The organism is Viridibacillus sp. NPDC096237, assembly GCF_050278625.1.
Taxonomy (GTDB): Bacteria; Bacillota; Bacilli; order Bacillales_A; family Planococcaceae; genus Viridibacillus.
The window spans coordinates 82,683-96,648 of the sequence record NZ_JBNNTI010000010.1 but is presented as its reverse complement, the minus strand read 5'-3'; the positions used below and the strand labels follow the sequence as shown (position 1 = coordinate 96,648).

General features: G+C 37.9%; 14 protein-coding genes and 1 riboswitch. Of the genes, 6 read left to right on the top strand and 8 right to left on the bottom strand.

Features of this window, described 5'->3' with window-relative positions; all coding sequences use genetic code 11:
• Nucleotides 1–851: 851 nt before the first annotated feature.
• Nucleotides 852–1,844 carry an SEC-C metal-binding domain-containing protein gene (locus ACQKMD_RS08485; RefSeq protein ID WP_427751125.1) on the bottom strand — a complete coding sequence of 331 codons (993 nt, stop codon included), beginning with the start codon at nucleotides 1,842–1,844 and terminating at the stop codon, nucleotides 852–854.
• 131 nt (nucleotides 1,845–1,975) lie between these two features.
• Between ACQKMD_RS08485 and ACQKMD_RS08480 the strand changes: the two genes are divergently transcribed.
• A complete protein-coding gene (locus ACQKMD_RS08480) occupies nucleotides 1,976–2,449 on the top strand; it encodes a VanZ family protein (protein ID WP_427751123.1) in 474 nt (157 codons plus the stop codon).
• 56 nt (nucleotides 2,450–2,505) lie between these two features.
• On the opposite strand, the gene ACQKMD_RS08475 is transcribed toward ACQKMD_RS08480, so the two are convergent.
• The 6 genes from ACQKMD_RS08475 to ACQKMD_RS08450 all read right to left on the bottom strand — a co-directional run bounded on the left by ACQKMD_RS08475 (nucleotide 2,506) and on the right by ACQKMD_RS08450 (nucleotide 8,966).
• Nucleotides 2,506–3,783 carry an FAD-dependent oxidoreductase gene (locus ACQKMD_RS08475; RefSeq protein WP_427751136.1) on the bottom strand — a complete coding sequence of 426 codons (1,278 nt, stop codon included), beginning with the start codon at nucleotides 3,781–3,783 and terminating at the stop codon, nucleotides 2,506–2,508.
• Nucleotides 3,784–3,826: 43 nt separating this feature from the next.
• Nucleotides 3,827–5,296 (bottom strand): PH domain-containing protein, encoded by a 1,470-nt coding sequence (locus ACQKMD_RS08470; protein ID WP_427751121.1) that lies wholly within the window; start codon nucleotides 5,294–5,296, stop codon nucleotides 3,827–3,829.
• Nucleotides 5,296–5,790, bottom strand: coding sequence for a PH domain-containing protein (locus ACQKMD_RS08465; protein ID WP_427751119.1), 495 nt, complete (start codon nucleotides 5,788–5,790; stop codon nucleotides 5,296–5,298). The genes ACQKMD_RS08470 and ACQKMD_RS08465 overlap by 1 nt, the downstream gene beginning before the upstream one ends.
• 88 nt (nucleotides 5,791–5,878) lie before the next feature.
• Nucleotides 5,879–6,754, bottom strand: a complete 876-nt coding sequence (locus tag ACQKMD_RS08460; protein ID WP_427751117.1) for a putative RNA methyltransferase — start codon at nucleotides 6,752–6,754, stop codon at nucleotides 5,879–5,881.
• A gap of 173 nt (nucleotides 6,755–6,927) precedes the next feature.
• Complete coding sequence (locus tag ACQKMD_RS08455; RefSeq protein WP_427751115.1) at nucleotides 6,928–7,272, bottom strand: DoxX family protein; 345 nt, start codon at nucleotides 7,270–7,272, stop codon at nucleotides 6,928–6,930.
• 323 nt (nucleotides 7,273–7,595) lie between these two features.
• Entirely contained in the window at nucleotides 7,596–8,966 is a 1,371-nt protein-coding gene (locus ACQKMD_RS08450; RefSeq protein WP_427751113.1) for an MATE family efflux transporter, read from the bottom strand.
• Nucleotides 8,967–9,136: 170 nt separating this feature from the next.
• Nucleotides 9,137–9,241: riboswitch (TPP riboswitch) on the top strand.
• A 97-nt stretch (nucleotides 9,242–9,338) separates the two neighbouring features.
• On the opposite strand from ACQKMD_RS08450, the gene tenA reads away from it, so the two are divergent.
• Genes tenA through thiW form a run of 5 tightly spaced genes read left to right on the top strand, consistent with a single transcriptional unit; the run spans nucleotide 9,339 to nucleotide 12,804 of the window.
• Nucleotides 9,339–10,028 (top strand): thiaminase II, encoded by a 690-nt coding sequence (gene tenA / locus ACQKMD_RS08445; protein ID WP_427751111.1) that lies wholly within the window; start codon nucleotides 9,339–9,341, stop codon nucleotides 10,026–10,028.
• Complete coding sequence (gene thiM, locus ACQKMD_RS08440; protein WP_427751109.1) at nucleotides 10,028–10,837, top strand: hydroxyethylthiazole kinase; 810 nt, start codon at nucleotides 10,028–10,030, stop codon at nucleotides 10,835–10,837. The genes tenA and thiM overlap by 1 nt, the downstream gene beginning before the upstream one ends.
• Nucleotides 10,834–11,670: a bifunctional hydroxymethylpyrimidine kinase/phosphomethylpyrimidine kinase gene (gene thiD / locus ACQKMD_RS08435; protein WP_427751107.1), complete on the top strand. Its 837-nt coding sequence runs from the start codon at nucleotides 10,834–10,836 to the stop codon at nucleotides 11,668–11,670. Before thiM ends, thiD begins: the two co-directional genes overlap by 4 nt.
• A complete protein-coding gene (gene thiE / locus ACQKMD_RS08430) occupies nucleotides 11,663–12,316 on the top strand; it encodes a thiamine phosphate synthase (RefSeq protein ID WP_427751105.1) in 654 nt (217 codons plus the stop codon). Before thiD ends, thiE begins: the two co-directional genes overlap by 8 nt.
• On the top strand, nucleotides 12,313–12,804 hold the full coding sequence (gene thiW, locus ACQKMD_RS08425; protein ID WP_427751103.1) for an energy coupling factor transporter S component ThiW: 492 nt from the start codon (nucleotides 12,313–12,315) through the stop codon (nucleotides 12,802–12,804). The genes thiE and thiW overlap by 4 nt, the downstream gene beginning before the upstream one ends.
• A gap of 65 nt (nucleotides 12,805–12,869) precedes the next feature.
• On the opposite strand, the gene ACQKMD_RS08420 is transcribed toward thiW, so the two are convergent.
• Complete coding sequence (locus ACQKMD_RS08420; protein ID WP_427751101.1) at nucleotides 12,870–13,796, bottom strand: 1,4-dihydroxy-2-naphthoate polyprenyltransferase; 927 nt, start codon at nucleotides 13,794–13,796, stop codon at nucleotides 12,870–12,872.
• Nucleotides 13,797–13,966: the final 170 nt, after the last annotated feature.

Genomic DNA, 13,966 nt, shown 5'->3' with positions numbered 1-13,966 from the left:
CGGTAAGCTTCGGAAAACCTGATCTATTTCGTATACAAATAAAAAGACTGTAGAAAACTCGTTTTTTCCGAGTTTGTCTACAGTCTGAAGTCTATTTAATTGAATGAGTCAATAGAAAAGTAGAAGTTAACATTTTATTAGTTTGGAGAAGCGTTCGCTCGACTCCTGCGGGAAAAGCGAGACAGTCGAGACCCTGCAGGAGCATAGCGACGAAGCGGCTTGGCGCTCGCCCGCGGAAAGCGAGCGGTAAGCTTCGGAAAACCTGATCTATTTCGTATACAAATAAAAAGACTGTAGAAAACTCGTTTTTTCCGAGTTTGTCTACAGTCTGAAGTCTATCTATTTGAATGAGTCAATAGAAAAGTAGAAGGCAACATTTTATTAGTTTGGAGAAGCGTCCGCTCGACTCCTGCGGGAAAAGCGAGACAGTCGAGACCCTGCAGGAGCATAGCGACGAAGCGGCTTGGCGCTCGCCCGCGGAAAGCGAGCGATAAGCTTCGGAAAACCTGATCTATCCTGTATACAAATAAAAAGACTGTAGAAAACTCGCTTTTTCCGAGTTTGTCTACAGTCTGAAGTCTATTTAATTGAATGAGTCAATAGAAAAGTAGAAGGCAACATTTTATTAGTTTGGAGAAGCGTCCGCTCGACTCCTGCGGGAAAGCGAGACAGTCGAGACCCTGCAGAAGCGTAGCGACGAAGCGGCTCGGCGCTCGCCCGCGGTAAGCGAGCGGTAAGCTTCGGAAAACCTGATCTATCCTGTATACAAATAAAAAGACTGTAGAAAACTCGTTTTTTCCGAGTTTGTCTACAGTCTGAAGCTGCTTCATTAATTGAAGTAGTTTTTCTTGTTAATTATTTTTTTCAGTATAATAAGTCGTTAGCTCGTTATAATATTTGTTTAATGAAGATGGAGAAACCTCAAAGTTTTCAGCGATTTCTTTTACTGTCATTCCCAGTGGTCCAAATAATTTTTGCTCTTCACCAAAACGAATTGCACCAGCTGCAATTGCTACAGCCTTACGTGCTTTCGGTTGGCGCTCTACTACATAATCTTCTACAATTTCAAGAACTGGTCTTGGGTCTTGTCCTTTACCTTCTAAAAACTCTAGTACACGTAAAAATACATCTGCTTCAAAGTCGGTAAATTCTCCACCTCCAAAGCCAGATTCACCTAACTCTTCCCAAAAAACTAGGCTATTTTCTTTCCAATAAGCTTCTTCATTTAAATCTGATTGTACTTTAAATGTATCTGCTAATTTTCCGAATACAGCGTGATGATCTTTAGGGAAGAAAATCATACTTGATACTGCTAAGTAATGCGCTTCTTTATTTAAGCCATCTGGTAAGATAAAGCAAAATACATGTACGCCTACAGGAACAGGCTTGTCACTTTCGCGACGCAAGTGTAGTACTTCATCCGTTAAAATATTTCGTACTACCATATAGTCTTCTTCTATCGCAGTCACTTCAGCAACCATCATTGTTGGATGCTCCCAAGTGTTTAATACAGCTAAAGTTGATGGGCGTACTATTTCTTTTTTCACTTTTTGCAAATATCCTTGCCAAATATCCGTTCTATCATGGAAGAAATATGCGTCTAATGCAATGGCTTCAATCATATCTTCTAATAAATATTTACCGACTGCATCATGCCATTTCTTCGCTACTTCAGCAAACTCAGGAATGTCGCTACGTAACGGATACTTATCATAAAATGTTTGCAATACTCGTTCTAGTTCTTCTGCGTATACAGTTTCTACTGTGACTGCTTCTTTCTTCTCACAGCATTTTTTGTATTTCTTACCACTACCACATGGACACGATTCATTACGTCCGGGCATTCTAACACGTCCTTTATCATTTAAGTGCTTTTTTAGCATACCATCTTTCATGAGATTGCAAAAGGTTACAGTATAATTACCATTTTCGTTTCCCGACTGAAAATCCTGTCGATTTATGGTATGGTTCTTATATGAAAAAATTTATTCCATTACTCATATTAATGTTAGTCATTTTCATCTCGTCTAGTCAGAGTTATGAGCAGCAAACTATCGTACCTTTACTACGTGAATGGTTTCCAAATGAACCGCTAAGACCTCTATTATCTCATTTAGAAATTCCTTATTGGGGTATTATCATATCAGTAGACGAACGCGGCTATTATTACTTTTTAGAATTTTTAATCCGAAAAGCAGCACATTTTGGTATGTTCGGATTAATAGCGATAACATTATTTATTGCTTTACCAAAATATAAATTCCGCCTATTTACTGCAGTCCTTCTAACATTTTCATTAGCGGCACTTGATGAATTCCATCAATATTTCACAACCGGTCGTACAGCTACTTTCCAAGATGTGATGTTGGATACGGCAGGTGCTGTCACATTTCTCATCCTTTTCAAATTCATACTAGTATTAACAAGAAGAAAATCCGTAGAGGCTTAATGTCTCTACGGATCTTCACTTTATCTAGAAGCTGAACTAAAAACCAACTGTTTATATTATGATTTTCGTTTTGCAATCTGTTGAATTGGATCCCAGACTCCATTATAAGGAGGTGAATAGGCAAGATCCAAATCTAATAAGTCATTCAGTGTCATTTCGTGATAAAGTGCTGTTGCAAAAACATCTATGCGTTTATCAACACCATTACCACCGATAATTTGTGCTCCCAACAATTTCTGCTTTGTTTTTTGATAGATAAACTTCAATTCTATTTCCTGCTTACCAGGGTAGAAACCAGCAATATCTGTCGCCTTTTGCTTATACACTTCATAATCTAATCCTAGCTTCTGGGTCTCTTTTTCAGATAATCCCGTTCGCCCTAAAGTTAGATGAAAGAATTTCGCAACAGAAGTACCAACAATTCCTTTGAAAGTTTCAACATCACCAACCATATTCATACCTGCAATACGCCCTTGCTTATTCGCTGTTGTTCCAAGCGGAGTATAATCATTCTTCTGCTTAATCCGATGAAAATGACTAGCACAATCACCAGCGGCATAAACTTTCTCTATACTTGTCTCCATATAGGCATTTACCAAAATTGCGCCATTTGGCATCATATGCATACCGGTACCATCAAGGAAATTTGTATTAGGCCTTACTCCAATAGCAGCTAGTACAAAATCAGCCTCATACTCACCCTTATCTGTTAGAACTGTTTGCACCCTAGCTTCGCCCTTAAAGCCTTTCACTTCTTCATTGAAAATTAATTCAATCCCATTTTTCCTTGCCTCTTCATGAATGAGCTCTGCCATATCTTGATCGAATATTTCAGTTAACTGATCACCAAGTTGAATAATACGTACCTTCTTACCAAGTTCCGCAATACTTTCAGCCATTTCTAAGCCTATGTTGCCACCACCGATGATGGTTACCTGTTTAACAGAATCATTTAAATCATTTAAAATAGCCTTTGCATCAGGAATAGTTTTTAACGTATGAATCCCCGCCAAGTCAGACCCCTCAAACTTAGGGAAGATAGGGTTAGCGCCAGTAGCAATAAGTAAACGGTCATACGAAATATGAAAGTCTTCATCCGTTTCAGCCACAACGCCAGATACTGTTCTCGCCTCTGAATCGATACTTGTCACATTATGTCCTGTTCTGGCATCAATACCATATTTCGTTCGAAACGTTTCTACACTACGTGCGATTACATTGTTTGTTGATGGGATTCGACCATCGATTACATATGGCAGACCACATTGTCCATAAGAGTAAATATGCCCCTTTTCCAATGTTGTTACTTCAGCTTGTTTATCCCGACGTACAATTTCTCTGCTTCCATTATTCCCATTCTATGATCATTAAAACTAATTATTGCGTTTTTACTTCTTGGGTTCTATCCATGTACCAGTTATAAAATTCAGATGCAACCTCTTGAGGTACGTCAAGAAGTTCCTTATGTAATACTGGTTTTGCTCGGTTTACCGTTTTAATTGAGGCCACGTTAAAGTACCGCTGTAACTTCGAACGTTCTGTCTTTACTTCAATTACTTGACTACGCTTTGTAATAAATAATACGGTAGAAAATCCACCTGTTTTCATTTGAATAAAAGACTCATTCAATATATATCGACTATTTTTAAAATCTAATATGCGAGAAGAATAAATAATTAGAAGCAAAGCTATCGAAATCCACCATAATGAAGGCTTGAAATACCAAATTACTGCCGTTGCAATAAGCCAAATATAGCTTGGGCGAATCACTCGAATCCAAAGTACCTTCTTCGGCATTTCATGCATATTCTCTTCCACTTGATAATCTGGCAACAGCTCACTTATCAATGTATATGCCTTTCTCAACGGTAAAAATGGATACAGTGTATTCGTCTCTACTTCTCCAATTGTAGTATTACCTGCACTTATAAGTTTTACCTCGGCAAGGCCTAAAATCCTCTTCATGAAAGACTGCGAAATCTCAACAGCCTGTACCTTCTCTTTGCGAATTGAAAATATTGATTCATTGAAGACACCTTTTTTTATATAAACCTTTTCTGTATCTGATGAAATTTCATATTTGCCATACTTTATAAATGTATGAACCATACCAATTGCAATAGAGATAAGTAGTAAGCCAATAATAACAGCTGCTAAGATTGCCCAACCCCATTTCAAAGCATCTGTCACTTCATCCTTAAACATATCGAATTTAACAACATCATCCAATTTAGAAATGATTGGAATTAAAATTAAAAAGCTAAGTGAAGTAAAAGTAGCCTTCACCAAATCTTGTTTTGTCGGTGTAAAATGAATAGTCTTTTCATCTTTCAGCTCTTGCTCTACTAACTGCTCCTCAAGAATTCCATCTTTAGATTTTTCAATGATTTCCGTATGTGCACGAGTTTCTGTAACTGCTCTCTCTAAACTTTCTGCTTCAGCTCTAGAAATTACATCAAACGTGATGGAACTTTCATCACCAACAGCTGCTGTTTCTAAAGTTAATGAAGTCACTTTAAAAAATTTATGAAAAACAGTCGTTTGGCGTTGGACATTCTGCACTTTTAAAAATGGAATAGTCCGCTCACTTTTCGAAAAAACCCCTGACATAATATAGATAGCATTATCCTTTATCACATATCTATATGTTATCCATTTACCGATACTCATAAAAAGCATTATCACAACATAAGCCAAGAAGAGCCATTTTGCTGTTTGAATCCACCATTTACCAGACCCCATATTCAATAAAAAAATAAATATAAAAAAGATTATATTATTTTTAATTAAGTTATATAGATCAAATACTAGAACGAGTGGATGTAATCTTTTCAACGGTTGCACCATCATTCCACTTCCTTAATTTTTGCATAATGTGCAATTTGATCACGCAATTCAAAAGCCTCTTTCTCAGAAATCGCAGGAATTGCATGCCCTGACCCCATAGTTCCAATCTGAATGGAATACAAGCCATATTTACGCAAGAATGGCCCTTGATTCAATTCTACAGACTGTACCTTTGTCATTGGAACCAGTTCATTCACCTCTTTTAAAGCACCGTACTTCAATTGAATGAAATTCTCATCCACATCATAGCGCCAATACTTTTGCTTTAATGCTGGCTCGAACAATATCTCCCAAATTGCAAATAAGACAGTCAATATTAGAACCCCCAAAATAATCCAACCTATCCATTCCTTCCACTCAAAACGCATATGTAAATAGTAGAGGATCCCAAGTACTGTAAGAATTCCGGCATTTGCTAGCGTCTCAGTTATACGCCAAACCTTTACAGCCTCTTTCGAAATACTTCGCTGTGGCGCTTCAATTTTTAAATACATCAAATCACTCCTTCTTTATTCAATACGGATAAGATAAGGAAAAAGTTTCTAAATAAAAAATGTCCCCCGCCAAATGCGGAGGACTATCTTATATTTTTCCAACTAATATATCTAAATCAATCGTAATTTCAGTTAAATTTATAACTGTATCATTATTTTTTTGATGCCAGCCCATCGGTGTCATATGCATTAATAGAGGCACCAATTCTTGATCTATTGCTATAGTTTGTGTTATACGCTTTATCTCTACTTCACTGAAATTCTCTTTGAATCGTTCAACTGTAAGTTCATTTGAATAGGATTCTTTTTCAGAATCCGCGAAAAACATAGCGCGTAATTGCTGTAAATATCCACTTTGTGGCACGACTTTAATAACCATTCCATTCGGCTTTAATAGTCGCTTAAACTCCGTATAATTTGCAGGTGATAAAATATTCAAAATCGCATTAAAACTTGTTTGTTGATATGGACTTTTTGCTAGGTCGCCGACACACCAAATCATGTCTTCGTAATTGCGCCCTGCTGCGATAATTCCTTCTTTTGCAATATCAATACCTACTCCAACAAAACTCTTATCAGCTTGCTCCTGGAATTTATTTTGTATGCTTGCTAAATGTGACCCTTCTCCACATCCCGTATCTAATACAACAACATTACTATTCATCTGCTTCAGTAAATCACAAAGCGCTTTATGCATCTGTGCATACAAACCACTTTCGATAACCTGCTTACGCGCTTCAAATAAATCTTTCCCATACATTGAAGTCGCAGCATGTGTCATGAAATTCACATACCCTTGCTTTGCAATATCAAAAGAATGTCGATTGTCACAAACAATACTACAATCCTCAGTCACCATCATCTCATCCCCACAAACGGGGCAAGCAAACATTCCTTGACGCTCCCTCATATAATTCGCACTCGCTACTTTTCTCGGCAATGCCATGCCAAACACCTCGTTCATTAATCTTCTTTCCCAAGTATACAAAACTAAGCGATGATTGGCTAAGGATAAAATATGAAGAGGTAGTAGGCTGAGCTCTAACATTCTTTCGGTTCGTATCAATGAGTCTGACGAAAAACCCCTATAATCAAAAAACACTGATGACTCTAAGCCATCAGTGATTTAGTCTTTTTCTATAAGTTCAAAAATAATACTCCAAATGCAAGCAAGCCTAGTACGATAATTGGTAATGTTTCTTTTATAGAATCTTTCACACGAACATGTGTTAAAACGCCACCGATTGCTGTAATTGCTAATAATGCTGCTCCGAAAGTTGCCCAGTCATTAATCCAGAATCCAACAATTAATGAAATTGCAGCAACTAATTCTACCAATCCCGTTGTAACACGGAACCATTGTGGCAGGCGCCAATGTTGAAAACCTTCAACGTGCATTTTTGAGCCACTTACTTTCCCTAATCCTGCCATTAAAAATGTAGCAGCTAATAAACCGTGTAAAATCATTGATACGATTTCCATCTTACTCCCCCCTTCATTAAATAGAGGCATGTTTTTACAATTATTTTATACAAAAAAACTACACACTTTCTTGAGTAATTCATTATTGAATACTGATTGTTATAAAAATCACCGTGTAGTTTTGAACTTTATTTTTCCCTTGTGGAATTATTATACTTACAACTGTACAATCTTGTGTGGACTTTTATTCTAATTGTAATATTAACTCTCTAACTTCTTAATTGGCGCTAACCCCTCTCATCAAAAATCCATAAAAAAAGCGCTAGCATCAATATGCTAACGTCTTTTCTCTCACTACAAACTATATACAATATCCAATCAAACTATTTCGTTTTGTCAGGTGAAACGAGAGCATATCTTTCCCAACGGCGACTTTTCCATCTAAAGAAAACTAGGATAGCTCGGAACCATTCATCTGCCGCAATTGCTAACCACACGCCTACTAAACCCATATCTAATTGGAATACAAACAAATAACCAAGTGGTAAGCTCATACAAACCATCGAGAAAAAACCGATGACTAACGGATATTTAGCGTCACCTGATGCTCGTAACGAGTTAATAATTGTAATATTAAATGTGCGCCCTGTTTCTAGCAAAATGCTGCACACTAACACTGCCGCACCTATTTTGATAACCTCTGGATTATCAGTAAAGAGACGCATTAATGGATAGCGGAAAATAACGACTACTGCGACCATCACTATTGTAAATAATATCGCCCATTTCAAACTAATCCACAATTGTTTATAAGCCGCATCCTTTTCATTAGCGCCAACATAACGACCAACCATTATTGCGGTACCCGTTCCAATCGCTATGGCAAATAAATAGGTGAACATTGAAATATTATACGCATATTGCCGAGCTGCTAGTGACTCTGTTCCTAAATACGTCACATAATATAAGAAGACAATTTGACAGCCTTGGTACATCACCTGCTCAAATGCAGAGGGAAGACCAATTTGCAAAATCTTACTGATATATTCTTTTGATAATGACACGTAGTATTGCAATTTAATACGTACATCTAGTGCTTGATACAATAACCAAAAGAATACTAATAGAGCCAAAATACGACTGACAACTGATGAAATGGCCGCACCTTGCACACCTAGTTCAGGAAAGCCCAATTTACCAAAGATTAAAACATAGTTCCCTATCACGTGAAAGATATTCATTCCAAGTGACACATACATCGTCTGTTTCGTCCAACCATGCACGCGAATAATCGCTGCTAATGAATTAATGATTGCTTGTAGGAAAATAGCTCCTCCAACAATAAATAAATATTTACTAGCATACTCAAGAACATCACCTTGTAAATTCATTGCAATCATAATATTTTTTGAGAAAATAACAAAAGCGACACTCATTATTAGGCCAATAACTAAATTCAACGAAACAGCTAATGCTGTAATTTTGGATGCTTCCAAATAACGCTTAGACCCTAAATATTGAGCAACAACAATCGATGCACCATTTCCTATTACTTCTAAAATCAATATTGCTATATGAATATATTGATTAGCGGCACCGACGCCTGATACTGCATCATCTGACAATGCGCTCAACATAAATGTATCAGCGAGCCCCATCAACATAAATAGAAATACTTCTAAAAATATCGGCCATGTTAAATGAAATAAATTCAATTTCTCTTCTGGCCCCTTCGCTGTTGCAGTTACGTCCATCCGCTCACCTTACTTTCTAATTTAAAAATTGAGATAGGTTGTATCTTAACATAGAAATAAGCTCATAGCTATGTCATAATGCCATTTATTACAATCTATTTACTATGGTTAATTTACACCTTGCTAATTCCATTGTTTATGTTATATTGTTGTTGAAAACTAAATCGCTTTTTAACCACTAGGGGAGTCATATAATTGGCTGAGACGCAGAGTACTGTGGACCCTTGGAACCTGATCTGGCTCATACCAGCGGAGGGAAGTGGCGCTATCATTCTATTTTGTTTCATTGAAAATGATTGTCTGCCGCCTACTGACACAGATCAGGAGGCGGCTTTTTGTTTTCAAAATACAAAAAACTTGGGGTGCATAGAGATGACATTTTGTGAAGAAGTAAGACTAGAATGCAATGATTTATGGGAAGGTAGCTTTCATCATCCATTTGTAAAATCACTTGCGGCAGGTACATTACCACTCGATATTTTCCAATATTACGTACAACAAGATGCTTATTACTTAACCCATTTCGCAAAAGTGCAAGCACTAGGAGCCGTAAAGGCAAATGATTTACATACTACACAACGTTTTGCCAAACATGCTGAATCAACATGTATTGCAGAAATGTCACTTCATGAGCAATTTTTTACTATGTTAGAAATCACGGATGAAGAATTCGCATCATTTGAGCCAGCACCAACAGCTTACGAATATGTTTCTCATATGTATCGTACAGCAAATAACGGTGATTTAGCCGACACTCTAGCTGCACTACTTCCTTGTTACTGGCTTTACTATGAAATTGGGGAACGTCTAAAAGATTCACAACCTAATCATCCTATTTATGATAAATGGATTCAAACATATGGATCTGAATGGTTCGGAGAATTGGTAGAGGAACAAATTAATCGCATGAATGACCTTGCTAAAGATTTACCTCCTACACGCATTCAGCAGCTAAAAGAACATTTCCGTAAAAGTAGTTATTATGAATGGCACTTTTGGGAAATGGCGTGGACGAAACAACAATGGACAATTGGGCAATACGAAAAGGAGCTTACTAAATAATGTACAAAAATTATTTACTAGAAAAGCTGCGTGTTGAAAAACCGCTAATCCACAATATTGCAAATATTGTTGTTGCCAATTTCCAAGCAAATGGTCTCCTCGCACTTGGTGCTTCACCTATGATGGCGGAAGGAATTGAAGAAGTAGCTGAAATGGCTACCCTAGCGGACTGTACAGTTCTTAACATCGGTACACTTGATCAAGGAACTGTATCTTCTATCATTGAAGCGGGCAAAAGTGCCAACAAAAAGAATATTCCGGTTGTCCTTGATCCAGTTGGCGTAGGTGCTAGTGAGTTTCGTATGCAATCGGTGACAACTATTTTAAAGGAAATCAAAGTTACAGCTATTCGCTGTAATTTAGGAGAACTTGCTGCAATCGGTAATGTCGAATGGCAATCAAGAGGAGCCGATGCTGGCGAAGGGCAAATAGATGTACAACTAATTGCTAAAGAAGTTGCCAATCGAAATAACTGTATCGTTGCAGTCACTGGGGTTAAGGATACGGTAACTGATGGTCAAACGACAATTCAAATTGAAGGTGGACATGACTTTATGCCACTAATTACAGGCTCTGGGTGCTTACTTAGCGCAGTGACTGGTGCATTTCTTGCTGTTTCAAAGGGACAACATTTGCAAGCAGCCGCGAGTGCGCTATCATTTTACAAACAAGTTGGAGAAAAGGCAGCACAAACAGCGGCTGCTCCTGGCACTTTTGCAGTTGAATTAATTAACAACTTATATTCTATTAGTTCAGGAGATTTACGTGACAACATAATAATTGTAGAAAATGAAGGTGTTCAATTATGACAAGAAACGTTGTTATGACAATTGCAGGGTCTGATAGCGGTGGTGGTGCTGGAATTCAAGCAGATTTAAAAACATTTCAAGAGCTTGGTGCGTTCGGTACTTCAGCGATTACAGCTATAACTTCACAAAATACTTTGGGTGTTCATGACGTTTATCCCGTTGGAGTTAAAAATGTAGTAAGCCAAATCAAAGCTATACTCGACGACTTTCCGGTGGGCGCTATTAAAACAGGTATGCTTTTTTCAGCAGAAATCATCCACGATGTAGCAGATACATTAAAAGATTATGATCAACCACCGCTCGTTATTGATCCCGTCATGATTGCTAAAGGCGGGGCTTCACTTTTATTAAATGAGGCAGTACACACTCTAAAAACTGAGCTTCTACCACTTGCAACCATTATTACACCTAATATTCCTGAGGCTGAAGTGCTTACAGGTTTAACGATTGTATCAGATAATGATGTAGAGAATGCTGCCAGGAAGTTAATTACAATGGGCGCTAAAGCCGTTGTCCTAAAGGGTGGACACCGTGATACAAAAAGTTATGCTGAAGATTTATTTTTAACAGCAAACGGCGAACGTTTCATTATGCGATCTGAAAGAATCCATACGAAAGACACACATGGCACTGGTTGTACATTTTCAGCTGCTATAGCAGCCCGCTTAGCTCAAGGCTTTACCGCTTCGGATGCAGTGATTGATGCGAAATATTTTATCCAAGCTGCTATAGCGAATGGACAACAATTGGGTGCTGGCCATGGACCGACGAATCATTGGGCTTATCGTGAGCTTTCAGAAAAGACACGAAAGGAAGTTATAATCATTGAATAGAGAACAACTTCAACTATATTTCATTATGGGAAGTCAAAATGTCGGAGAACGTGATCCACTCATCGTGTTAGAAGAAGCTCTACGCGGCGGTATCACCTTCTTTCAATTTAGAGAAAAAGGAGAAAACGCTCTTATTGGCGAAGATAAGATAGTTTTTGCTAAATCATGCCAAGCTCTATGTAAAAAACATAATGTACCCTTCATTGTCAATGATGATGTAAACTTAGCAATTGCTTTAGATGCAGATGGCGTACATGTTGGCCAAGATGACGCTAGTGCTAATGCAGTTCGGGAAAAGATTGGGGCGGAGAAAATATTAGGAGTCTCTACACATTCATTAGCAGAGGTTACTGCAGCTATTGCCGCACGCGCTGATTACGTTGGCATTGGTCCAATTTACGCTACCACCTCTAAAGCGGATGCGAAGTCCCCTGCTGGTACGACTTTAATTGAACAAACAGTCACTAAGTACCCCACTTTACCGATTGTTGGTATTGGTGGCATTACAATTGATAATTGCCAAACAGTTATCAGAGCAGGAGCAGATGGCATTTCACTCATCTCTACTATCGCAACACATGAAGAACCTTTTGTAGCTACACGGCAACTACTACATGTCTTGCAACAGGTAGCGAAAATATCATGACTTCACGCAAAACGACAATAGCCTTGTTTGTCGCTATTGCCGTTGCAGGTTCTGTTTTTGTATCATTTCCAGCAGGCATTGCACGTGCTTATCCAGTTCAACACGCTGTAAATGTCTTAGCTGCTGTAATGCTAGGACCTGGACCAGCTGTTCTTATTGCATTTCTTACTGGACTTGTTCGAGTAATAACCGGCACTGGTTCCTTACTAGCTTTTCCTGGTGGTATGATAGGCGCTTTTTTAGCAGGAATGCTCTACAAGTATTACGGAAAAGTATGGCTAACCGCTGTAGGAGAAATATTTGGTACTGGTATAATTGCTTCATTGATTGCTGTACCATATGTCAAAATAATAATGGGTACTTCATTCACCGCTCTATTCTTTATGCCAGTATTTTTTGTCTCAAGTGCCAGCGGTGCTCTGCTTGGTTGCATCATAGCAGTCAGACTAAAGGAAACGAAATTTGCCCATCAATTGCAAAAGCACTAAATATATTCACAAAAAAACTGTCTACAATCTCATTTGATTGTTAGACAGTTTTTTCATTTCATCAATTAAGTTAAATAACTTAATACTAGTCCCACTGACAATAAAAATCCAAAGAATGTATTTGTCAATGCAGTTGATTTCATCGCAATTCCCTGCTTAGGGGGATTATTTACGCCCTCTTTAAATGCCTTAATTGCCTGTAATGGTTTTGGAACACTTATTAATACAACAAGTAACCACGGGCTAACAGTACCTATAATAATCAGTACGATTATCCATACATAAGACACAATAAATGAAAATGCAAGTAAATTCACGGCCTTTTCACGTCCTAAAAGAATTGCTAATGTTTTACGTCCACCAATTGTATCTTCCTTAATGTCACGAATGTTGTTTGACATATTAATGCCCCCAACTAATATACCCATTGGAATCGATACTAAAAGACTTGTCATACTGACTGTTCCAGCTTGTATAAAGTATGAAATTAATACAAATCCAATCCCCATACTAAGACCTGCAAATAGCTCTCCAAACGGTGTATAAGCAATTGGGTAAGGACCACCAGTATATAAATAACCGATTGCCATACCCACTGCACCAATTGCAACAAGCCACCAGCTACTACTCATACAAATATAAACGCCGAGTACAACAGCGACTCCATATAATGCTAGTGCAAAAGCTAGCACTGTAGAAGGTTTAGTACCGTGACGTACAAGCGCGCCACCAATTCCTACAGAATCAGCTGTATCTAATCCACGTTTGAAATCATAGTATTCATTGAATAAATTTGTTGCGATCTGTAGTGCTAAACAGCATACAAGCATTGCCACAAATATCAATATATCTATGTTCGTATCGAACATAGCAAGAACTGTACCAAGAATAACAGGTACAAATGTCGCTGTTAACGTATGAGGACGAGTAAGTTGCCACATCAACTTAGCAGTACTAATCTCCTCTATATTCTGATTACGATTTTGACTCATAATCAACTTCCTTTCATATTAAACTACAACTACTCTATATTAACTGATTTTCAAGTATCACGCCAAAGGGGAAATTTCTAATAGATTTGGGTAGATTCTTTATAGATTACTTGATTCGCATACAATACAAAAAACTGCCCCTAAGTCAAACTTAGGAGCAGCCCAAAATC

Bases quoted from the DNA above. Each gene is read 5' to 3' on its own strand.
- ACQKMD_RS08485 (WP_427751125.1), bottom strand. From the start codon at position 1,844: ATGCCCGGACGTAATGAATCGTGTCCATGTGGTAGTGGTAAGAAATAC.
- ACQKMD_RS08480 (WP_427751123.1), top strand. From the start codon at position 1,976: ATGAAAAAATTTATTCCATTACTCATATTAATGTTAGTCATTTTCATC.
- ACQKMD_RS08470 (WP_427751121.1), bottom strand. From the start codon at position 5,296: ATGGTGCAACCGTTGAAAAGATTACATCCACTCGTTCTAGTATTTGAT.
- ACQKMD_RS08465 (WP_427751119.1), bottom strand. From the start codon at position 5,790: ATGTATTTAAAAATTGAAGCGCCACAGCGAAGTATTTCGAAAGAGGCT.
- ACQKMD_RS08460 (WP_427751117.1), bottom strand. From the start codon at position 6,754: ATGAACGAGGTGTTTGGCATGGCATTGCCGAGAAAAGTAGCGAGTGCG.
- ACQKMD_RS08455 (WP_427751115.1), bottom strand. From the start codon at position 7,272: ATGGAAATCGTATCAATGATTTTACACGGTTTATTAGCTGCTACATTT.
- ACQKMD_RS08450 (WP_427751113.1), bottom strand. From the start codon at position 8,966: ATGGACGTAACTGCAACAGCGAAGGGGCCAGAAGAGAAATTGAATTTA.
- tenA (WP_427751111.1), top strand. From the start codon at position 9,339: ATGACATTTTGTGAAGAAGTAAGACTAGAATGCAATGATTTATGGGAA.
- thiM (WP_427751109.1), top strand. From the start codon at position 10,028: ATGTACAAAAATTATTTACTAGAAAAGCTGCGTGTTGAAAAACCGCTA.
- thiD (WP_427751107.1), top strand. From the start codon at position 10,834: ATGACAAGAAACGTTGTTATGACAATTGCAGGGTCTGATAGCGGTGGT.
- thiW (WP_427751103.1), top strand. From the start codon at position 12,313: ATGACTTCACGCAAAACGACAATAGCCTTGTTTGTCGCTATTGCCGTT.
- ACQKMD_RS08420 (WP_427751101.1), bottom strand. From the start codon at position 13,796: ATGAGTCAAAATCGTAATCAGAATATAGAGGAGATTAGTACTGCTAAG.